At 67.5% G+C, this 20,743-nt stretch carries 14 protein-coding genes and 3 pseudogenes; 5 read left to right on the top strand and 12 right to left on the bottom strand.

Annotated features, from left to right (window positions below; all coding sequences use genetic code 11):
* From selA to BAY1663_RS12715, 6 genes and pseudogenes are all read right to left on the bottom strand, one after another.
* The coding region (selA, locus tag BAY1663_RS12745; protein WP_037041362.1) for an L-seryl-tRNA(Sec) selenium transferase at nt 1–1,209 on the bottom strand (1,209 nt) is incomplete at its 3' end.
* A complete protein-coding gene (fdhE, locus tag BAY1663_RS12740) occupies nt 1,206–2,123 on the bottom strand; it encodes a formate dehydrogenase accessory protein FdhE (protein WP_037041358.1) in 918 nt (305 codons plus the stop codon). The genes fdhE and selA, both read right to left, overlap by 4 nt.
* A 123-nt stretch (nt 2,124–2,246) precedes the next feature.
* Nucleotides 2,247–2,873, bottom strand: a complete 627-nt coding sequence (locus BAY1663_RS12735; protein ID WP_037041355.1) for a formate dehydrogenase subunit gamma — start codon at nt 2,871–2,873, stop codon at nt 2,247–2,249.
* A gap of 60 nt (nt 2,874–2,933) precedes the next feature.
* Nucleotides 2,934–3,869, bottom strand: a complete 936-nt coding sequence (fdxH, locus tag BAY1663_RS12730; protein ID WP_037041351.1) for a formate dehydrogenase subunit beta — start codon at nt 3,867–3,869, stop codon at nt 2,934–2,936.
* Nucleotides 3,869–6,942: pseudogene (gene fdnG, locus BAY1663_RS12725) on the bottom strand (formate dehydrogenase-N subunit alpha). The gene fdxH and the pseudogene fdnG overlap by 1 nt, the downstream one beginning before the upstream one ends.
* 156 nt (nt 6,943–7,098) lie before the next feature.
* Nucleotides 7,099–7,935 (bottom strand): AraC family transcriptional regulator, encoded by an 837-nt coding sequence (locus tag BAY1663_RS12715; RefSeq protein ID WP_037041345.1) that lies wholly within the window; start codon nt 7,933–7,935, stop codon nt 7,099–7,101.
* 118 nt (nt 7,936–8,053) lie between these two features.
* Between BAY1663_RS12715 and BAY1663_RS12710 the strand changes: the two genes are divergently transcribed.
* Together BAY1663_RS12710 and BAY1663_RS12705 are read left to right on the top strand one after the other, a co-directional pair.
* The gene (locus BAY1663_RS12710; RefSeq protein WP_037041342.1) at nt 8,054–8,482 is read left to right on the top strand and encodes an organic hydroperoxide resistance protein; all 429 of its coding nucleotides are present in this window, start codon (nt 8,054–8,056) and stop codon (nt 8,480–8,482) included.
* Between the two features lie 38 nt (nt 8,483–8,520).
* The gene (locus tag BAY1663_RS12705; RefSeq protein ID WP_037041339.1) at nt 8,521–9,471 is read left to right on the top strand and encodes an alpha/beta fold hydrolase; all 951 of its coding nucleotides are present in this window, start codon (nt 8,521–8,523) and stop codon (nt 9,469–9,471) included.
* Nucleotides 9,472–9,631: 160 nt separating this feature from the next.
* On the opposite strand, the gene BAY1663_RS12700 is transcribed toward BAY1663_RS12705, so the two are convergent.
* From BAY1663_RS12700 to BAY1663_RS12675, 6 genes and pseudogenes are all read right to left on the bottom strand, one after another.
* On the bottom strand, nt 9,632–10,468 hold the full coding sequence (locus BAY1663_RS12700) for a Tim44 domain-containing protein (RefSeq protein ID WP_037041337.1): 837 nt from the start codon (nt 10,466–10,468) through the stop codon (nt 9,632–9,634).
* Between the two features lie 184 nt (nt 10,469–10,652).
* The gene (locus tag BAY1663_RS12695) at nt 10,653–11,756 is read right to left on the bottom strand and encodes a TRAP transporter substrate-binding protein (RefSeq protein WP_037041335.1); all 1,104 of its coding nucleotides are present in this window, start codon (nt 11,754–11,756) and stop codon (nt 10,653–10,655) included.
* 59 nt (nt 11,757–11,815) lie between these two features.
* Nucleotides 11,816–14,005: a DNA helicase II gene (gene uvrD / locus BAY1663_RS12690; protein WP_037041331.1), complete on the bottom strand. Its 2,190-nt coding sequence runs from the start codon at nt 14,003–14,005 to the stop codon at nt 11,816–11,818.
* An 89-nt stretch (nt 14,006–14,094) separates the two neighbouring features.
* A pseudogene (locus tag BAY1663_RS12685) lies at nt 14,095–14,801 on the bottom strand (fumarylacetoacetate hydrolase family protein).
* A gap of 68 nt (nt 14,802–14,869) precedes the next feature.
* Nucleotides 14,870–16,577, bottom strand: a pseudogene (locus BAY1663_RS12680) (IlvD/Edd family dehydratase).
* Between the two features lie 103 nt (nt 16,578–16,680).
* On the bottom strand, nt 16,681–17,715 hold the full coding sequence (locus BAY1663_RS12675) for a LacI family DNA-binding transcriptional regulator (RefSeq protein ID WP_037041370.1): 1,035 nt from the start codon (nt 17,713–17,715) through the stop codon (nt 16,681–16,683).
* A 253-nt stretch (nt 17,716–17,968) separates the two neighbouring features.
* Between BAY1663_RS12675 and BAY1663_RS12670 the strand changes: the two genes are divergently transcribed.
* From BAY1663_RS12670 to BAY1663_RS12660, 3 genes are all read left to right on the top strand, one after another.
* Nucleotides 17,969–19,123 (top strand): mandelate racemase/muconate lactonizing enzyme family protein, encoded by a 1,155-nt coding sequence (locus BAY1663_RS12670; protein WP_051497137.1) that lies wholly within the window; start codon nt 17,969–17,971, stop codon nt 19,121–19,123.
* Between the two features lie 138 nt (nt 19,124–19,261).
* A complete protein-coding gene (locus tag BAY1663_RS12665; RefSeq protein ID WP_218186672.1) occupies nt 19,262–20,230 on the top strand; it encodes a tripartite tricarboxylate transporter substrate binding protein in 969 nt (322 codons plus the stop codon).
* A gap of 34 nt (nt 20,231–20,264) precedes the next feature.
* Nucleotides 20,265–20,726, top strand: a complete 462-nt coding sequence (locus tag BAY1663_RS12660; protein WP_037041328.1) for a tripartite tricarboxylate transporter TctB family protein — start codon at nt 20,265–20,267, stop codon at nt 20,724–20,726.
* The last annotated feature ends 17 nt before the right edge of the window (nt 20,727–20,743 follow it).

Raw genomic sequence — 20,743 nt, 5'->3', positions numbered from 1 at the left:
CGGCGCTGGCAGGCGCGCCACCGGCTGCGCGCCGCTGCCGATCATGCCCAGGGCATCGCTGACCGCGATCTGCCAGGTTTCGCCGAGCACGGTGGCCAGTGCCGGGGCGATGCGCTCGGCCTGGGCGCGGATGTCCGCCTGCGGGCGGCTGAGCAGGCGCAGGCTGGTCAGGCGTTCGGCCAGGCGGTCGGGGTCGCGATAGAGGTTGAGCACCGCTTCCAGCGCGGCGAGGGTCAGCTTGTCGACGCGCAGGGCGCGCTTGAGCGGGTTCTTCTTGATCTTCTGGATCAGCGCCTTGCGGCCGACGATCAGCCCGGCCTGCGGGCCGCCGAGCAGCTTGTCGCCGCTGAAGGTGACGATGTCGGCGCCGTCGCGCAGGGCCTCCTGCACCGTCGGCTCCTTCGGCAGGCCCCAACGCGAGAGGTCGAGCAGGCTGCCGCTGCCGAGGTCTTCGAGCAGCGGCAGATCGTGGGCATGGGCGATGCGCGCCAGTTCGGCGGTGGCAACGCTGGCAGTGAAACCCTGCACGCTGTAGTTGCTGGTGTGCACGCGCATCAAGAGCCCTGAGCGCGGATTGATGGCCGCTTGGTAATCCTTGGCGTGGGTGCGGTTGGTGGTGCCGACTTCATGCAGCTTCACCCCGGCGCGGGCCATGATGTCGGGGATGCGAAAGGCGCCGCCGATCTCGATCAGCTCGCCGCGGGAGATGATGCCTTCTTTGCGTGCGCCGAGGCTGTTCAAGGCCAGTAGCACGGCGGCGGCGTTGTTGTTGACCACGGTGACCGCCTCGGCGCCGGTCAGTTCGCGGATCAGGCCTTCGATGAGGTCGTCGCGGTCGCCACGCTTGCCGCTGGCCAGGTCGAATTCCAGGTTGAGCGGGTAGCGCGCCGCCAGGGTGATCGCCTCGATCGCCTCGTCCGGCAGCAGGGCGCGGCCGAGGTTGGTGTGCAGCACCGTGCCGGTGAGGTTGAACACCCGGCGCACGCGGCTCTTGTGCTGGCTGGCCAGCCGCTCGCCGGCGCGCCCGGCGAGTACCGCTTCGGACAGTTCCAGCGCGGCGAGCTGGCCATGGCGGGCCGGTTCGCGCAGTTCGTCGAGCAGGTCGCGCAGGGTATCGAGCAGCGCCTGGCGGCCGTAGCGCTGCTGCAGCGGCTGGCAGGCCGGAGCGCGCAGCAGTCTGTCGACCGAGGGCAGGTGGCTGCTGCTCATGCCTCGCCTCCCGGCGCCAGCAGCAGGTTCGGCGCCTGCCGGTTGTAGCCCTGCTCGGCCAGCAGCAGGTCCAGGTCCAGTGTGGCCAGGTCGGCGGAGAGGCTTTCGCCGTCCGGCGCCAGCTCCAGGTAGAGCTGCTTGAGGTAGCCGTTGCACTCCGGGCAGACCTCGGCCTTGACGCCCTGAGGCGAGCCTTCGAAATGCAGGTAGTCGAGCTTCTTGGTACTGCGGCAATGGCTGCATTTGAGCCGCACGTAGTGCCATTCGCAGGCGCACAACGAGCAGACCAGGTAGCGCAGGCCATTGAGCGGGCCGCGATGGCGAATCACCCCGGCCATCGGCGGTGCGCCGCAACAGGGGCAGTGGGTCTGGTCTTCGCGCTCGCGCAGGGCCGAGAGGTCGAGCTGCAGCAGCCAGTGGCTCCAGGCCAGTTGCAGCGCCGCGCCGAGGAAGGGCACCAGCGCCGGCGGCAGGCTGTCGTACTGGCCGCTGACCAGCGCCACGGCCCAGGCCTTGCGCTGGCCGCTGTCGGCCTGGCGCAGCTGGTCGATAGCGGCGGCTACGGCAGGGTTATCCGGCATCACGAAGGCGTCCAGCCAGGCATCCAGCAGCGGCTGCCAGGCGTCGTCGCGCACCAGCGTGTCGGCGGCCAGCGGCGGCAGGTCGTGCCTGAGGCTTTCGCGGGTGCGGTGCGGGTCCGGTGGCGTCGTTTGCGGTGGGTTGTCCAGCACCTGCTGCTGCGCCTGGCAGATGGCGGCGAGCAGCTGCAGGTAGTCGGCCAGCGGATGATCTTCGGCGAGCATGGTCAGGCGCTCGCTGCGCAAGGCGAACAGGTCGCGCGGCGGCAGGTTGATGAAGGGTGGTTTGCTGGCAGCGGCTTCGATCTGCCCGGGCTCGAGAATGGTGCCTGCCACGCAGGACTCCTTTTCTTGTGGTTGTGCCGCACAGCATAGTCCGCCGTGCGGCTTTTCGGTGGCGCGCCCAGCCGCCGATTCCCGTATGCGGCGCGGGAACCTTCGGCCGGACGACGGTGCCGCTTACTTGCGTTCGCTGATCTCCCGGTACCAGGCCGGATGGTGCTTGCGCGCCCAGGCGCGGCTGACCGTGCCATGGAGCATGGCGCCCATCGAGCCCTTGAGCCAGATCGCCGCGTAGATGTGCACGATGATGCTGACGATCAGCACGAAGGCCGCCGCCGCATGCAGCAGGCTTGCCCAGCGCAGCGAGACGATGCCGAAGTAGCTGCTGAAGTATTCGCGCCAGATGACGATGCCGCTGGCGAGCAGCACCAGCATGCAGAGGATCAGCACCCAGAACAGCAGTTTTTGCCCGCCGTTGTAGCGGCCGACTTCGGGCAGCCGATCTTCGCGGTTGTGCACTACGTCGTTGATCTGGCTGAGCCACTGGCGGTCTCGCGCTTCGATGCGGTTATGCCCGGCGAAACGGATCGCCAGCACCAGGAAGAACACGAACATCGCGACCCCGATGAAGGGATGCAGGATGCGCGTCCAGGTGCCGCCGCCGAACAGCCCGGAAAGGCCGAACAGGGCCGGGTGGAACAGCGCCAGGCCCGATAGCGCGGCGAGGACGAAGAGAATGGCAACGATCCAGTGATTGGTCCGTTGCGACGGGTTGTAGCGTTCGATGTCGTCGTTGTTGTTCATCGTTGGCTCCTTGAGCGATCGGCGGCCCCGAGAGCGGCCCTCCGTGGAGGGCCGCCGGTTTCAGGGTCTCGGCTCCTTGGGGTCGACCACATGCACCGAGGGGTCGACCTGGTGCACCACGGGCTCGCTGAGTTCGGCGTCCTCGTCTTCCTCGACACGAGCCGGGCCGACCCGCGTGTAGTGGAAGAAGCCGGCCAGCACCGCCGCGCCCATGCCCAAGAGGGCCAGGGGCTTGGTCACGCCCTTCCACAGGCTGACCAGCGGGCTGATGGTGGGCTCGTTCGGCAGTCCGCTGTACAGTGACGGCTGGTCGGCGTGGTGCAGCACGTACATCACGTGCGTGCCGCCGACGCCGTCCGGGTCGTACAGGCCGGCCTGGTCGAAACCGCGCTCCCTGAGGTCGGTGATGCGCCCGGCGGCATGCTCCTTCATGTCCTCCTTGCTGCCGAAGACGATCGCCCCGGTGGGGCAGGTCTTCACGCAGGCCGGCTCCAGCCCGACCGATACGCGGTCGGAGCAGAGCGTGCACTTGTAGGCCTTCTTGTCCTTTTCGGAGATGCGCGGAATGTCGAACGGACAGCCGGTGATGCAGTAGCCGCAGCCGATGCAGTGGTCCTGGTTGAAGTCGACGATGCCGTTGGCGTATTTCACGATCGCCCCGGGTGACGGACAGGCCTTGAGGCAGCCCGGGTCGGCGCAGTGCATGCAGCCGTCCTTGCGGATCAGCCACTCGAGGTTGCCGCTGCCGGGGTTCTCGTACTCGGCGAACTTCATCACCGTCCAGGATTCGGCGGTGAGGTCGATCGGGTTGTCGTAGGTTCCGGCGCTGGTGCCGACTTCGTCGCGCAGTTCGTTCCATTCCGAACAGGCGACCTGGCAGGCCTTGCAGCCGATGCACTTGGAGGTGTCGATCAGCTTCGCCACTTCGCCGAGTTCGCGGATCGACGGCCGCTCGGTGGTCGTGGCGGAGCGGGCAATCACGTCTTGAGTAGCCATCATGCCTTCTCCACGTTGACCAGGAACGACTTGAACTCAGGCGTCTGGGTGTTGGCGTCACCGACGAACGGCGTCAGCGTGTTGGTCAGGTAGCCGTTGCGCGCCACCCCGGCGAAGCCCCAGTGCAGCGGAATGCCGACCTGATGCACGGTCTTGCCGTCGACCGTCAGCGGCTTGATGCGCTTGGTCACCACTGCCACCGCCTTGATGTAGCCGCGGTTGGACGACACCTTGACCCGCTCGCCGGCGGCGATGCCGAGCTCCTTGGCCAGCGCCTCGCCGATCTCGACGAACTGCTCGGGCTGGGTGATCGCGTTGAGCCGGCAATGCTTGGTCCAGAAGTGGAAATGCTCGGTGAGCCGGTAGGTGGTCGCCGCGTAGGGGAACTCGTCGGCGCTGCCGAACAGCTCCATGTCGTTCTTGAACACCCGCGCGGCCGGGTTGCTGGTGGCCTGCGGGTTGTCCGGGTGCAACGGGTTGCGCCCGATCGGCGTCTCGAACGGCTCGTAGTGCTCGGGGAACGGGCCCTCGTTCATCTTGTCGATGGCGAACAGCCGGGCCACCCCCTCGGGGTTCATGATGAAGGGGTTCATGCCGTCCGCCGGCGGCGAGTCGACCTTGAAGTCCGGCACGTCGGTGCCGCCCCATTTGCCGCCGTCCCACCACACCAGGCGCTTCTTCTGCGGATTCCAGGGGTTGCCGGCAGGGTCGGCCGAGGCGCGGTTGTAGAGGATGCGCCGGTTGGCCGGCCAGGCCCAGGCCCAGCCCAGCGTCTGGCCCATGCCGTAGGGATCGGCGTTGTCGCGCCGCGCCATCTGGTTGCCGGCCTGGGTCCAGGCGCCGCTGAAGATCCAGCAGCCGCACGCGGTGCTGCCGTCGGCGCGCAGCAGGCCGAAACCGGACAGCTGCTCGCCGGCCTTGGCCAGCTGGGTTCCGGTTTGCGGATCGAACACGCTGCCCAGCGCCTTGCCGTTATACTCCTGGGCGATTTCCTCCGGCGTCGGCTCTTCCGGCTGGCGGTAGGCCCACTCGATGTTGAGCAGCGGCTCGGCGTAGGCGCCGCCTTCCTTGCGGTACAGCTCGCGCAGGCGATGGAACAGCCCGCCCATTATCAACACGTCGGTCTGTGCCTGGCCCGGCGGCTCGGCGGCCTTCCAGTGCCATTGCAGCCAGCGCCCGCTGTTGACCAGCGAGCCGTCCTCCTCGGCGAAGCAGGTGGTCGGCAGGCGGAACACCGTGGTCTGGATGCTGGCGGTGTCGACGTCGTTGTACTCGCCGGCGTTGCGCCAGAACTCCGAGGTCTCGGTGGCCAGCGGGTCCATGATCACCAGGTACTTGAGCTTGGCCAGCGCCGCGCTGACCTTGGCCTTGTTGGGGAACGAGGCGATCGGGTTGAAGCCCTGGCAGAAATAGCCGTTGACCTGCCCCTGGTACATCATGTCGAACACCTTGAGCACGTCGTAGCCGGGGATGTCCAGCTTCGGCAGCCAGTCGTAGCCCCAGTTGTTCTCCGCCGTGGCGTTCTTGCCGTACCAGGCCTTCATCAGGCTGACGTGGAACTTCTCGTAGTGCTGCCAGTAGGACAGCTGACCCGGGCGCAGTGGCTTGGCGGTGCGCTTGGCGATGTAGGCGGTGTAGTCCTGCTCGGCCTCCAGCGGCAGGGTCAGGTAGCCCGGCAGCAGGTTCGAGAGCAGGCCCAGGTCGGTCAGGCCCTGGATGTTGGAGTGGCCGCGCAGGGCGTTCATGCCGCCGCCGGGCATGCCGATGTTGCCGAGTAGCAGCTGCACCATGGCGCCGGTGCGGATCATCTGCGAACCGGTCGAGTGCTGGGTCCAGCCCAGGGCATACATGACGGTCATGGTCTTGCCCGGCGCCGAGGTTTCGGCGATGGCCTCCCAGACCTGCAGCATCTTGTCCTGCGGGGTGCCGCAGATGTTGCTGACCACCTCCGGCGTATAGCGGCTGTAGTGCTGCTTGAGCAGGTTGTAGACGCAGCGCGGGTGAGTGAGGCTCTTGTCGACGCGGGCGAAGCTTCCTCGTCCAGCTCGTAGCCCCAGGCCGACTTGTCCGGGTAGCTGCGCCTGTCGGCGTCGTAGCCGTTGTACAGGCCGTTCTCGAAGCCGAAGCCTTCCTTCACGATGAACGCCACATCGGTGTAGTTGACCACGTACTCATGCTGGATCTTGTCGTTTTCCAGCAGGTAGTTGATCAGCCCGCCGAGGAAGGCGATGTCGGTACCGGTACGGATCGGCGCATAGATATCGGCCACCGATGCCGAACGGGTGAAGCGTGGATCGACCACCACCAACCGCGCCTTGTTGTGCGCCTTGGCTTCGGTGACCCATTTGAACCCGCACGGGTGCGCTTCGGCGGCGTTGCCGCCCATGATCAGGACCAGATCGGCATTCTGGATGTCGCTCCAGTGATTGGTCATGGCGCCGCGGCCAAACGTCGGGGCAAGACTTGCCACCGTCGGGCCGTGTCAGACACGTGCTTGGTTGTCGAATCCCAGTATGCCGAGCGAGCGCACCACCTTGTGGGTGATGTAGCCGGCCTCGTTGGACGATGCCGAGGCGGCCAGGAAACCGGTGCTCAGCCAGCGGTTGACCGTCTGGCCCTTGTCGTTGCGCTCGATGAAATTGGCGTCGCGGTCGTCCTTCATCAGCCGGGCGATGCGGTCGAGGGCCTCGCTCCACTCGATGCGCTTCCACTCGTTGCTGCCGGCTTCGCGGACCTCCGGATGGGTCAGGCGGTTGGGGCTGTGGACGAAGTCCAGCAGGCCCGCACCCTTCGGACAGAGCGTGCCACGGTTGACCGGGTGGTCGGAGTCGCCCTCGATATGGATGATCTCCTGGGCGACGTTCTTGCCGCCGCTACCCTGGCTGTAGAGGATCAACCCGCAGCCGACCGAGCAGTAGGGGCAGGTATTGCGGGTCTCACGCGTGTTGGTCAGTTTGAAATGCCGGATCGATTCGGCATACGCCGTCGGCGGGGCCATGCCCAATGCCGCCATGCTCGACGCCCCAAGGCCCACACCGCAGACCTTGAAGAACTGTCGACGGTTCATGTCCATCGGTGTTCTCCTTTTTATCAGGCTTGAACGCCGATGCATTGCCGGCGTCTGGTAAGCAGCTTAGTCAAACCTGCGAAAAGTGGAGGACGAATTAAGGCCTATGGCCACTCTCCATCTGCCTGATGCCAGGCCGTCAGCGGCGTTTTGCCGAAGCGCTCAGGCGCCGGTCGGGCCGGCGAGCTGGTTTTTCCATTCCCGCGGCGATTGCCCGGAATGTGCCTTGAAGGCCCGTGACAGCGCCGCTTCGCTGCCGTAGCCGATCTCGGTGGCGATCACCTTCAGCGGTCGCCCACGCTGCAGTGCCTTCTGCGCCAGGCGCACGCGCCAGCCCTGCAGATACTGGCCGGGCGTCACCCCGAGCGTTTCGCGGAAGGCCGTGGCGAACGCGCTGCGTGACATCCCGGCGGCGGCAGCGAGGTCTTCCAGCGTCCAGTCCTGTGCCGGCGCCTCGTGCATCGCCACCAGCGCGTTGCGCAGCCGTGGATGGGCCAGGCCCGAGAGCAGCCCGCCACTGACCGCGTTGCTTTCCATCAGCTGACGCAGGATCTGGATCATCACCACCTCCACCAGCCGCTCGACCAGCGCCATGCGCCCGCAGCGCTGTTCGAAGGCTTCCTCGAACAGCAGCGAGAGCACCGGCTCGGCGCCCCACACGCCATCCAGCGGCAGGCAGACCAGATCGGCCAGCGCCGAGGCGATCGGGTTGGCGGCGCCACCCTCGAACGCCAGGTTCGCGCAGACCATGTCCACCTCGCAGCCCGGCGCGGTGATGAAGCGGTGCGTCAACGGCCGCGGGAACAGCAGCAGGCTCGGTTGCGTGACGTGCAGCGCCTCCCGGCCGTAGCGGACCTCCACCTCCCCGCAGCGCACCAGGTGCAGCTGCCCGTGCACGTCATCGCTCTGCAATGTGTTGATGCCGCACAGCGGCCCGGTATTGAACACCTGGGCACGCATCGGGAAGTGCGTCATCAGCGCGGCGAGGCGGTCGGCCATTTTCGTACTCCTGATCAACTTTTCAGGACTTTACGTCACCAATAGTTTTTCGTGCTGAGGAGAATAGCGCTTACCGGGCAACACCGCTCCGGCAACTTCAGGAACAGGAGTCACCGTCATGTCCATCGAGAAGATTCTCTACACCGCTACTGCCACTGCCACCGGCGGCCGCGAAGGCCGCGCCAGCTCCTCCGACCAGGCGCTCGACGCGCAGCTGTCCACGCCGCGCGAACTGGGCGGCGCCGGTGGTGCCGGGACCAATCCCGAACAGCTGTTCGCCGCCGGTTACTCGGCCTGCTTTCTCGGCGCGCTGAAGTTCGTCGCCGGCAAACAGAAGGTCGCCCTGCCGGCAGACACCCGCATCACCGGCAAGGTCGGCATCGGCCAGATCCCCACCGGCTTCGGCATCGAGGCCGAACTGACCATCACTGCCCCTGGCGTCGCCCGCGACGTGCTGCAGAGCCTGGTCGAGCAGGCTCACGTGGTCTGCCCCTATTCCAACGCCACCCGCGGAAACATCGACGTCACGCTGATCATCGCCGACTGAGCCCGGCCAACCACCCATTCGCACAGGAGACCCATGCCATGAACCTCATCACCCGTACCCTCGCCCTCCCGCTGCTGGCCATCGCGCTGCAGCCCGCCTTCGCCGCCCAGGCCGCGCAACCGGCGAAGCCCGGCAGCGCCGCCGTCGCCGCGCATACCGCCAGCACCATCACCACTGCCGATGGCGTGCAGCTCTACTACAAGGACTGGGGCCCGAAGGACGGCCCGGTGGTGACCTTCAGCCACGGCTGGCCGCTGAGTTCCGACAGCTGGGAATCGCAGATGCTGTTCCTCGCCTCGCAGGGCTATCGCGTGGTCGCCCATGACCGCCGCGGCCACGGCCGGTCCAGCCAGCCCTGGGAGGGCAATGACATGGATCACTACGCCGACGACCTGGCGGCGGTGATCGACACGCTCGACCTGAAGGACGTGACCCTGGTGGGTTTCTCCACCGGTGGTGGCGAGGTGGCGCGCTACATCGGCCGCCACGGCACCGGGCGGGTGAAGAAGGCCGTGCTGGTCAGCGCCGTGCCGCCGATGATGCTGCGCACCGAGGACAACCCCGATGGCGTGCCGCTGGAAGCGTTCGACGGCATCCGCAAGGCCTCGCTGGAGGACCGCTCGCAGCTGTACCTGGACCTGGCCTCCGGCCCGTTCTACGGCTTCAACCGGCCGGGCGCCAAGGTTTCCCAGGGGCTGATCGACAACTGGCGGGCCCAGGGCATGCAGGCCGGGCACAAGAACACCTATGACTCCATCGCCGCCTTCTCGGCCACCGATTTCCGCGAGGACCTGAAGAAGTTCGACGTGCCGACCCTGGTGATCCACGGTGACGACGACCAGATCGTGCCGCTGGATATCTCCGGCAAGGCCTCCGCCGCGCAGATCGAGGGCGCCCAGCTGATCGTCTACCCCGGCGCGCCGCATGGCCTGACCGACACCCACAAGGAACGCTTCAATCAGGACCTGCTGGACTTCCTCAGGAAATGACCGGGTGCGTCGCTGCGCCGGCCGTGGTTAGCTCCGCGGCCGGTTTTTTTGCCCAGCAAAAGGTCGCAGGAGGGCGCGGCAGAAACGAAAAACCCCGCCGGGGCGGGGTCTTCGTGGCCTGTCCGGAGGCAGGCCGGTGTGGATTGCGAAACGGTGCCGATCAGGCGTTCTGGCGGATACCGGCCACCAGCCACGGCTGGTTCTCGCCCTGGGCACGTTCCATGCGCCAGCTTTCGCTGAACGGCTCGCCCTGGTCGAAGCGCGAGGTCTTGGCGACGCCGCTGAAGGTCAGCGTTGCGGTGGTCTTCTCGGCATCGTCGTCGACGCCGTCGAGCTGGATCTGCAGGTCGTCGATATAGGTCGACTGGTAGGCATCACCGATCTCGGCGCGCTCCTGCTTGAGGAAGCCGAGCAGCTGCGGGGTGACGAACTCGGCGATCTTGTCCATCTCGTTGGCGTCCCAGTGCTGCTGCAGCGCCATGAAATGCTCGCGGGCCGCGGCGACGAAATTCTGTTCGTTGAACCAGGCCGGGGCGTTGATCACCGGGGCGGCTGCCGGCGCCGCGCTGCCACCGAAGATCGAGCTCGGCTGCTGCGGCATCTCGCGCTGCATCGGCGCATGGCCGGCCATGGCCGGCTGCTGCTGGCGGCGACGGGCAGCGAGGAAGCGGAACAGCAGGAAGGCGATCGCGCCGAAGATCAGGATATCCATGAACTGGATGCCCTCGAAGCCGTCGCCCATGAACATCGAGGCGAGCAGGCCACCGGCGGCCAGGCCGGCCAGCGGGCCGAGCCAGCGCGAGGCGCCGCTGGGCGCGGCGGTCGTCTGCCGGCCGGCCTGGGACGACGTGGCCTGGGTCTGCTGGGGCGCCTGGCGGGTCTGGTGGCTCGGTGCCGAGCCGAAGCTCTTGCCGCCGCCGAAGCGCTTGGCGTGGGCGTCCAACGCGAAGGTCAGGCTGATACACAGCGCCATGAAAATGCTAAGCACACGTTGCATTGAGTGTTCCCGCTTTATTGGATAGAGGTACGCGCGCCATCCTGCCGAGCCGGGCAGGGGTTGGCGAGGGGCAGTATGTTACGAGCTTTTGCTTGCGACCGTTGGCCGCGTCCGGCCATGCCGGCCGAGGATCGGCAGGCCGTGATAGGCGAACGGAGCCTGGCGGCTCCGCTCGCAGGGCAGATCAACGCCAGTTGTACAGCTCCTTCTCGGAGATCTCGTGCATCGGCTTGACCTGTTCCTGGAAGGCCTTCATCGAGGCCCAGATGCGGCCGTTCAGCTCGCTCTGCGCGGCCAGCTCGCCGAGTACCAGCTCCGACTGCTCCTGCATGGCGTCGAGCACTTCGTCGGGGAAGCGCTTGAGTTCCACACCCTGCTGCTTGAGCTGATCCAGCGCCAGGGCGTTGTTGTAGACGTAGTCGTCGAGCATGTCGCGGCTGGCGGCGCGGGTCGCTTCGCTGAGGATCGCCTGCAGGTCCTGCGGCAGGCTGTCGAAGGCCTTCTGGTTGACCAACAGTTCGAGCACCGCCTGCGGTTCCTGCCAGCCGGGGTAATAGTAGTAGCGGGCCGCCTTGTGCAGGCCGAAGGCCAGGTCGTTGTACGGGCTGACCCAGTCGGTGGCGTCGATGGCGCCGGTCTGCAGCGCGGTGAACACCTCGCCGCCGGGCAGGTTGACGGTGGTCGCGCCGAGCCGCGCCAGCACTTCGCCGCCCAGGCCGGGCATGCGGATCTTCAGGCCGCGCAGGTCGGCCAGGGCATTGATTTCCTTGTTGTACCAGCCGCCCATCTGCATGCCGGTATTGCCCACCACCATGGGCTTCACGCCGAACGGCGCATAGGCTTCGTCCCAGAACTTCTGGCCGTCGCCCTTGCTCAGCCAGGCATTCATCTCGATGGCCGACAGGCCGAACGGCACCGAGGTGAAGAACTGCGCGGTGGGCACCTTGCCCTTCCAGTAGTAGGCGGCGCCATGGCCCAACTCGGCGGTGCCGCGCGAGACGGCGTCGAACACCTCCATCGCCGGCACCAGTTCACCGGCGGCATAGACCTTGATGGTCAGGCGCCCGGCGCTCATGGTGTTGACGCGTTCGGCCAGGCGTTCGGCGGCGGTGCCCAGGCCCGGGTAATTCTTCGGCCAGGCGGTGACCATCTTCCAGGTGTAGGTCTTGGCCGGTTCGCTGGCGGCCTGCTGGCCGGCGGTTTCGACTTTCTTGTCGTCATTGCAACCGGCAAGACCGAGGGTAGCGAGCAAGGCAGCGGCAGCACCGAACAGATGGCGGCGTTTCATGGGGCGGGTTTCCTTGGTGACTTTCTTCTTGGTATTAGACGTTGACGTTAGCGTCAAGCTCATAGGGCTTCAAGTTTTGCGTAGCTGAGCATCAGCCATTTGCTGCCCTCGTCCTCGAAATTCACCTGGACCCGCGCCTGCGCGCCGGCGCCTTCGAAGTTGAGGATGGTGCCCTCGCCGAACAGCGCATGGCGCACGCGCTGGCCGAGGCTGAACGGCGTTTCCGGCACGCCGGCGCCAGCGAACAGCGAGCCGCCGCCCATGCTCTTGCCGCTGAACGAGCGCGTCACCGTGTTGCTCAGCCGCACTTCCTGCACCAGCGCCGGCGGAATCTCGCGGACGAAGCGCGAGACCTTGTTGTAGGTCTCGCTGCCATAGAGCCGGCGGGTCTCGGCGTAGGTGATGACCAGCTGCTGCATGGCGCGGGTGATGCCGACATAGGCCAGGCGGCGTTCCTCTTCCAGGCGGCCGGACTCCTCCAGGCTCATCTTGTGCGGGAACAGGCCTTCCTCCATGCCGACCAGGAACACCAGCGGGAACTCCAGGCCCTTGGCGCTGTGCAGGGTCATCAGCTGCACGCTGTCCTCGTGGTCGCCGGCCTGCTGTTCGCCGGCCTCCAGCGAGGCGTGGTCGAGGAAGGCGGCCAGCGGCGACTGGATGTCGTCGTCCTCTTCGCTGTAGTTGTCGAAGGCGCGCGCGGCGGAGACCAGTTCCTCGAGGTTCTCCACCCGCGCCTGGGCCTTCTCGCCCTTCTCGTCGCGGTGGTAGGCGAGCAGGCCGGAGTCCTCGATGACCACCTGCGCCATGCTGTGCAGCGGCAGTTTCTCGACCTTCAGCGCCAGGCTGTCGACCAGCTCGACGAAGCCGTTCAGCGCGCTGGCGGCGCGACCGGAGACGAGCTTGGTGCCGACCGCCTGGTGCAGCGCCGCCCACAGCGAGATCTCGTCCTGGCGCGCCAGCTGGCGCAGGGTCTCGACGGTCTTCTCGCCGATGCCGCGCGCCGGCAGGTTGATCACCCGCTCCAGCGCCGCGTCGTTGTGGCGGGTCTGGATCAGGCGCAGGTAGGCCATGGCGTTCTTGATCTCGGCGCGCTCGAAGAAGCGCTGGCCGCCGTAGATGCGGTAGGGGATCTTCTCGCGCAGCAGCGCCTCTTCCAGCACTCGCGACTGGGCGTTGGAGCGATAGAGGATGGCGATCTCGCTGCGGCTGGTGCCGTCCTTGATCGCCTTCTCGATGCTCTCGACCACGTAGCGCGCCTCGTCGTGCTCGTTGAACGCGGCATACAGGCTGATCGGCTCGCCCTCGCAGCCTTCGGTCCACAGCTCCTTGCCCAGGCGGCCCTGGTTGTTGGCGATCAGTGCGTTGGCGGCCTTGAGGATGCAGGCGGTGGAGCGGTAGTTCTGCTCCAGGCGGATGGTTTCGGCATCCGGGAAATCGGCGCTGAACTGGTGCAGGTTCTCGATCCGCGCGCCGCGCCAGCCGTAGATCGACTGGTCGTCGTCGCCGACCACCATCAGGCTCTCGCCGCCCTTGGCGAGCAGGCGCAGCCAGGCGTACTGCACGGCGTTGGTGTCCTGGAATTCGTCGACCAGCACGTGGCGGAAGCGCCGCTGGTAGTGCTCCAGCAGGCCTGGATGGTTGCGCCACAGGTCCAGCGCGCGCAGCAGCAGCTCGGAGAAGTCGATCACCCCGGCGCGCGCGCAGGCCTGCTCGTAGGCCTCGTAGATCTTCAATTGGGTGGCGAGGAACAGGTCGCCGCCGGCCTGGATGTTCTGCGGGCGCAGGCCCTCGTCCTTCTGCGCGTTGATCCACCACTGCGCCTGGCGCGCCGGCCAGCGCTGCTCGTCGAGGCCGAGCTCGCGGATCACCCGCTTGACCAGGCGCTGCTGGTCGTCGGAGTCGAGGATCTGGAAATTCTGGTCCAGCTTCGCTTCCTGCCAGTGGGCGCGCAGCAGGCGGTGTGCCAGGCCGTGGAAGGTGCCGACCCACATGCCCTGCGGGTTGACGTGCAGCAGCTGCTCGATGCGCTGGCGCATCTCGGCGGCGGCCTTGTTGGTGAAGGTCACCGAGAGGATCGAATGCAGCGAGGCGCGTTCGACCTGGTGCAGCCAGGCGATGCGGTGCACCAGCACCCGGGTCTTGCCCGAGCCGGCGCCGGCCAGCACCAGTTGACGGCCCAGCGGCGCGGCCACGGCCTGGCGCTGGGCATCGTTGAGGGAGTTCAGGAGGAGGGAGAGATCGTCATGCATCGCGGCATTCTATCAGGGCGCCGCGACGGACGGTGCAGCCGTTCGCCGATGACGCCCGTTTCAACGCCGGGCGGCGTGCTCCCCCGCCGTCACCGGTCGCCGACGACGATCTCGAGCCGGCCGATGCCCTGCACGCCGCCGCTCAGGCGGTCGCCGGGTTCGACCGGGCCGACGCCGGCCGGGGTGCCGGTCATGATCAGGTCGCCCGGCTCGAGCACGAACAGCCGCGAGAGGTGCGCGATCACCTCCGCCACGCTCCAGATCTGCGCGGCCAGGTCGCCGTCCTGGCGGGTCTCGCCGTTGATGTCGAGCCAGATGCGGCCCTCGCCCGGGTGACCGATCTCGGCCGCCGGCACCAGCGCCGAGCAGGGGGCGGCGTGGTCGAAAGCCTTGGCCACGGCCCAGGGCCGGCCCATCTTCTTCGCCTCGGCCTGCAGGTCGCGGCGGGTCATGTCCAGCCCCACGGCATAGCCGTAGACGTGTTCGAGGGCCTGCGCGACCGGAATGTCGGCACCGCCGCGGCCGATCGCCACCACCAGCTCGATCTCGTGGTGCACGTCGCGGGTGCCGGCGGGTAGGGAAAGACGCCGCCGTCCGGCAGCAGGCCGTCGGGGTGCTTGGTGAAGAAGAACGGCGGTTCGCGGTCCGGGTCGTGGCCCATCTCGCGGGCGTGCTCGGCGTAGTTGCGGCCGACGCAGTAGACGCGCCGCACCGGGAAGCGCCGGTCGCTGCCGGCCACGGCCAGGCTGGGGATGACGGGATCGAACAGGTACTGCGTGGGTTCGGTCGAGTTCATTCGGGACTCCAGATCGGGGTTCGAGGTATTGCAGGGGAATCGCCCCGCGTGCGGGGCGACGGGTCGGTTCAGCGCGGCTGCGGCACGCTGGCGCGCGCGGCACGGCTGCGCAGGAAGTCGAAGTCGCAACCGGCATCGGCCTGGGTGACGCTGTCGAGGAACAGCTTGCGATAGCCGCGCTCGTCGCCTTCGCGGGGCTCGGGCAGCCTGGCCTGCTGGCGCCGCCGGGCCAGTTCCGCCTCGCTCACCAGCAGCTGCAGCGAACGCTCCTTGACGCTCAGACGCAGCCGGTCGCCGCTCTGCACCAGCGCCAGCGGCCCGCCCTCGGCGGCCTCCGGGGTGACGTGGAGGACGATGGTGCCGGCCGCGGTGCCGCTCATGCGGCCGTCGGAAATGCGCACCATGTCCTTCACCCCGGCGCGCGCCAGCTTGCGCGGGATCGGGATGTAGCCGGCCTCCGGCATGCCCGGGGCGCCCTTCGGACCGATGTTCTTCAGCACCAGCACGTCGTCGGCGTTGACGTCCAGGTCCGGGTCGTCGATGCGCCGGGCGAGGTCCTCCAGGCCGTCGAACACCACCACGCGGCCCTCGTGCTCCATCAGTTCGGCGCTGGCCGCCGACTGCTTGATGATGGCGCCGGCCGGGGCGATGTTGCCGCGCAGCAGGGCGATGCCGCCCTGCGGGTAGATCGGCTTGTCCAGCGGCCGTACCACCTCCTGCGCGAAGGCGGCGACGGCGTCGAGTTCCTCGCCGAGCTGCGCCCGGTGACGGTCAGCGCGTCCAGGTGCAGGAACGGCCGCAGTTCGCGCAGCACCGGCGCCAGGCCGCCGGCCTTGTGCAGGTCTTCCATGTAGTGGCTGCCGGAGGGCTTGAGGTTGACCAGCACGGGAATGTCGCGGCCCAGCTCGTCGAAACGGTCGAGATCGACCTGGATGCCGCAGCGCCCGGCGATGGCCGCCAGGTGGACGATGCCGTTGGTCGAGCCGCCGATGGCCAGCAGCACCATCAGCGCGTTCTCGAAGGCCTGCTCGGTGAGGATGCGGTCGGGGTGATGCCGGCCTCGATCATCGCCACCGCCTGCGCGCCGGTGCGCTCGGCGATGCGCAGCCGGTCGGCGGTAACCGCCGGCGGCGTGGCCCCGCCGGGCAGCATGATGCCCAGCGCCTCGGCGATGCAGGCCATGGTGCTGGCGGTGCCCATCACCGAGCAGGTGCCGACGCTGGCCACCAGCTGGTCGTTGACCTCGGCGATTTCCTGGGCGTCGATCTCCTCGCCACGGTACAGGCCCCAGAAGCGCCGGCAGTCGGTGCAGGCGCCGACGCGCACGCCGCGGTGCGAGCCGGTGAGCATGGAGCCGGTGACCAGCTGGATGGCCGGCACGCCGGCGCTGGCGGCGCCCATCAGCTGCGCCGGGACGGTCTTGTCGCAGCCGCCGATGAGCACCACCGAGTCGATCGGCAGGGCGCGGATCATCTCCTCGGTGTCCATCGACATCAGGTTGCGCAGGAACATGCTGTTGGGGTGGGCGAAGCTCTCGTGGATCGAGATGGTGGGGAAGTCCACCGGCAGCCCGCCGGCGAGCATCACCCCGCGCTTGACCGCCTCGATCAGCTGCGGCGCGTTGCCGTGGCAGGGGTTGAAGCCGCTGCCGGTGTTGGTGATGCCGACGATCGGCCGCTCCAGCGCATCGTCCGAATAGCCGGCGCCCTTGATGAAGGCCTTGCGCAGGAACAGCGAGAATTCCGCATCGCCGTAGTTGGTCAGGCCCTTGCGCATGCCGCGCGCCGGGTCGTGGGTCTTGCTGCCGGAGTCGTTGTTGTTGTTGTTCACGGGGCAATTACCTCTCGGTCTGTCGATGGTAGGCGGGGTGATGGGGCTCTCAGCCGGGCGGTTGCGGGGCCGGGCCGGAGCTGCCGCGCACGATCAGTTCGGTGGCGGTCTCGATCGGTCCCGGCCGCGGTTTGCCGGCCAGTGCGTCGAGCAGGTAGGTGCCGGCGCTGGCGCCGATCTGCTCGAGCTCCACGCGGAAGGTGGTCAGCGGCGGCGACATGTGGCGGGCGTAGTCGAAGTCGTTGAAGCCGACCACCGAGACATCCTCGGGCACCCGCACGCCGAGGCTCCTGGCCGCCAGCAGTGCGCCGAAGGCCAGCAGGTCGTTGGCGCAGATGACCGCGGTGGGGCGGGTCGGCCCTTGCAGCAGCTGGCGCATGGCGGCGATGCCGTCTTCCAGCGTCAGGTTGGTCTCCAGGCGCCAGTGCGGCGGCAATTCCAGGCCCACTTCGGCCAGCCGCGCCTGGGTACCGATGATGCGGTCGCCGACCCGGTCGTTGAACGAGGGTTCGCCGACCAGCATGGCGAAGCGGCGGTGGCCGAAGGCGAGCAGGTGGTCGACCATCTGCCGCGCGACGGCGACGTTGTCGAAGCCGACGCTGGGGTGCTGGCTGTCCTGCGCCCAGGCCTGCACGCAGGGGATGCGCTTGCTCTCGATCAACTGCCACATCTTCGGGTCGTGGGTGCGGCCGACCACCATCAGCGCGTCGACGCCGTGTTCGAGCATGGTCTGCACTTCCTTCAGCTCGACCTGGGCGTCGAAGCCGAAGCTGGCCACCAGCAGGGTGTAGCCGGCCTGGTGCACGGTCTGCTGGAAGGCGGCGAGCGGGCGCGAGAAGGTCTCGGTGGCCAGGGTCGGCACGACCGCGCCGATGGTCATGCTGCGCCGCGAGGACAGCGTGCGCGCGGCGGCGTTGAGCACGTAGCCGAGTTCGTCGCAGGCGCGCTGCACGGCGCGGCGCTTGTCGTCACGCACGGCCGCGCTGCCGTTGAGCACGCGCGAGACGGTAGCGGTCGACACGCCGGCGCGGCGGGCGACGTCGCGCAGGCCGGCGCGCGACAGCAGGGCAGGGGGTTGGGGCATGGAGTTTCCCATTGCAGTTCGTCGAAAAAAATCACCGTGAGCGAACGGTGGTTGACATCAGGAAAAACCGATTCTAGCTTTTTGTAAACGGTTACATCGCCTCAGTGAGCAAATGTAAGCGGTTACAAGCGTCTGTCAATAGCCTTTGCAACCGCAGCGCCACAGCCTTCCGGGGCGCTTCGCCACTGAAATGAAACCGGTTACATCGGGCCTCGCCCGTCGTTCCATCGCCGATAACAAGGAAAACAACGCAATGGCCATCATCACCTCGATTTCCGTCTGCGCGGCCCGGGTGCCGCTGGACCGGGTCACCTCCTTCTCCAACCGCACCGTGCATGCCCGCGACTACGGCCTGGTCAAGGTGACCTCCGCGGACGGCGTGACCGGCATCGGCTTCTGCTACGTCGGCAGCGCCGGCGGCGAGCTGCTGCCGATCGCCGTGGAAAAGCTGTTGGCGCCGGTGCTGCTCGGCCGTGACTCGCTGGACGTCGAGGCGCTGTGGCGCGAGATGTACCAGGAAGCCCTGCTGCAGGGCCGCGCCGGGGTGGTCATGCGCGCCATCAGCATTCTCGACACCGCGCTCTGGGACCTCAACGCGCGCAGCGCCGGCCTGCCGCTGCACCGCTACCTTGGCGCGGCCAGCGCCGAGCGTGTGCTGGCCTACGCCAGCGGCGGCTACTACCTCGACGGCAAGACCCCCGAGCTGCTCGGCGAGGAGCTGGCGCACTACGTCTCGCTCGGCTTCAAGGCGGTGAAGATGAAGACCGGCCGCCTCTCGCCGAAGGAGGAGGAGGCGCGGGTGGCGGCGGCGCGCGAGGCCATCGGCCCCGATGTGGCGCTGATGCTCGACGTCAACAACGGCTGGAGCGACGTCACCGAGGCGCTGCAGTACGTGCGCCGCTTCGAGCGCTACGACCCGGCCTTCGTCGAGGAGCCGTTCCTGGTCGACGACATCGACAGCCACGCGCGCCTGGCGCGGGCCACCTCGATCCCGGTGGCCACCGGCGAGGTGGAGGTCGGCCGCTGGCGGCACAAGGAACTGCTCGACAAGGGCGGCGCGGCCATCCTGCAGACCGACGCGGTGGTCTGCGGCGGCATCACCGAATGGCGTCGCATCGCCGCCATGGCCGCCGGCTACGGCGTGCCGATGTACCCGCACTGGTTCCACGACGTGCACGCGCCGCTGGTGGCCGCCACGCCGAACGCGCGTTACGTGGAGTTCTTCTGGGACGACCAGGTACTCAACTTCCGCCGCCTGATCGACCGCCAGCTGGAGCAGGAAGGCGGCTACATCAAGCTGCACCAGGGGGCCGGACTGGGCTTCGATTTCGCCGAGCAGGCCGTCGCGCAGTACGCGCTGCGCACGCCCGGCGGCGCGCCCTGGCTGACATTGGAACATCACCGCTGAAAGGAGGAGTCATCCATAACCGCTGAAGGGACGCCGCGAAGGCCTTGCGCCACGGCTCGACGAAGCGCCAACAGACCTGGGTTCGATTCGCGCCAGACAACATAAATCCAAGAATAGTGTGGAGTTAGCGAGATGAAGATGAGCAAGAAACTGTCCACCGTAGTCCTGTGTGCCGCAACGCTGGTTGCGGCGCCCTTCACCGTCCAGGCGGAATACGTCGCCGGCGACGAGGTCCGGGTGCTGCAGGGCTTCAAGCCGGGCGGCGGCAGCGATGTGCTGGCGCAACTGGTGCAGCCCTACCTCAGCAAGCAGCTGGGGGTCAATTTCATCAACGAGTACATCCCCGGCGCCACCGGCGCGATCGCCTGGACGCGGCTGACCAAGCAGTCGAAGAAGGATGGTTCGATCATCAGCATCACCAACACCCCCATGCTGATGACCAACTACATCATGAACGATGCGATCACCTACAACATCCGGGAGCTGACGCCGATCGCCAACGTGGTCACCGATCCGGGCATCGCCGTGGTGGGCAAGGACAGCCCGTTCAACAGCATCGAGGACCTGCTGGCCGCCGCCAAGGCCAAGCCGGGGGTCGTCACCGTCGGCAATTCCGGCATGGGCGGCGACGATTTCTTCACCACCCTGCTGATCGAGAAGGCCACCGGCCTGTCGTTCAAGAAGGTCCCGTTCCAGGGTGACGGGCCTTCGGCCACGGCGGCCCTGGGCAACAAGATCGACGTCAGCTTCAACAACGTCGGCACCGTCTACAGCCAGGTGCAGAGCGGCAACCTGAAAGCGCTCGCGGTGTTTTCCGAGAAGCGCATCGACAGCCTGCCCGACATGCCGACCCTGAAGGAGAAGGGCATCGACGTGGTCGCCGGCTCTTCGCGCGGCTACAGCGCCCCGGCGGACATTCCCGAGGATGCGCGCACGCAGCTGATCGCCGCCTTCGAGGCGCTGCGCAACGACCAGGCGTTTCTCGCGGATGCCCGGAAGCGGGCGTTGAACATCGACATCGTCACCGGCGAGGACTACGCCAGGATGTTCGAACTCATGGAGACGGAATTCCAGGGTATCTGGCAGGAAGTGGGTAGCAAGCAGTGAAGCGCGCCTGCGAATGCCCCGGGAGGAGGTTCCGATGAACAAGCACAGAGTATTGCTCGGGCTCTTCGGCATCGCCCTGGCCGGGTTGTTTTTCGTCAATGCGCTGAACTACCCGGCGGCAGCGGCCGAGATGCCGCTGATCTACTCGGTGACCGTGGCGCTGCTGTCGCTGGCCATGGTGCTCGCGGAACTGCTGCGCCGGGCTCCGGCCGGCAGTGGCGAGGCGAGTGACGAGGCGAGTGAAGAACGTCCGCGCCCGCGTCATGCGGCGGCCTTCGCCGTCTTCGCCCTGGCCATCGCCTACGTCGCGGCCATCGATACGCTCGGCTACCTGCTGTCGACCGTGGCGTTCATGGCCGTGGCGCTGCTGGTGATCCGTACGGTGTCGGTGCGCTTCGCGCTCGTCGGGACGGTGGCGCTGGTGGCCGTGGTGTGCCTGGTGTTCATCCATTTCCTCGGGCTCCCCGTTCCGCTGCTTCCTCCGGCGATCTCCTGATCGCCGCTCTTCCACCT

Source organism: Pseudomonas sp. BAY1663 (genome assembly GCF_000582595.1).
Lineage (GTDB): Bacteria > Pseudomonadota > Gammaproteobacteria > Pseudomonadales > Pseudomonadaceae > Stutzerimonas > Stutzerimonas stutzeri_AF.
This window is presented reverse-complemented; position numbering and strand designations above follow the sequence as displayed.

Coding starts and splice junctions, on each gene's coding strand:
- BAY1663_RS12665 (WP_218186672.1), top strand. CDS start 19,262: ATGAGCAAGAAACTGTCCACCGTAGTCCTGTGTGCCGCAACGCTGGTT.
- BAY1663_RS12705 (WP_037041339.1), top strand. CDS start 8,521: ATGAACCTCATCACCCGTACCCTCGCCCTCCCGCTGCTGGCCATCGCG.
- BAY1663_RS12715 (WP_037041345.1), bottom strand. CDS start 7,935: ATGGCCGACCGCCTCGCCGCGCTGATGACGCACTTCCCGATGCGTGCC.
- uvrD (WP_037041331.1), bottom strand. CDS start 14,005: ATGCATGACGATCTCTCCCTCCTCCTGAACTCCCTCAACGATGCCCAG.
- BAY1663_RS12695 (WP_037041335.1), bottom strand. CDS start 11,756: ATGAAACGCCGCCATCTGTTCGGTGCTGCCGCTGCCTTGCTCGCTACC.
- BAY1663_RS12670 (WP_051497137.1), top strand. CDS start 17,969: ATGGCCATCATCACCTCGATTTCCGTCTGCGCGGCCCGGGTGCCGCTG.
- BAY1663_RS12700 (WP_037041337.1), bottom strand. CDS start 10,468: ATGCAACGTGTGCTTAGCATTTTCATGGCGCTGTGTATCAGCCTGACC.
- fdxH (WP_037041351.1), bottom strand. CDS start 3,869: ATGGCTACTCAAGACGTGATTGCCCGCTCCGCCACGACCACCGAGCGG.
- BAY1663_RS12660 (WP_037041328.1), top strand. CDS start 20,265: ATGAACAAGCACAGAGTATTGCTCGGGCTCTTCGGCATCGCCCTGGCC.
- BAY1663_RS12735 (WP_037041355.1), bottom strand. CDS start 2,873: ATGAACAACAACGACGACATCGAACGCTACAACCCGTCGCAACGGACC.
- BAY1663_RS12710 (WP_037041342.1), top strand. CDS start 8,054: ATGTCCATCGAGAAGATTCTCTACACCGCTACTGCCACTGCCACCGGC.
- BAY1663_RS12675 (WP_037041370.1), bottom strand. CDS start 17,715: ATGCCCCAACCCCCTGCCCTGCTGTCGCGCGCCGGCCTGCGCGACGTC.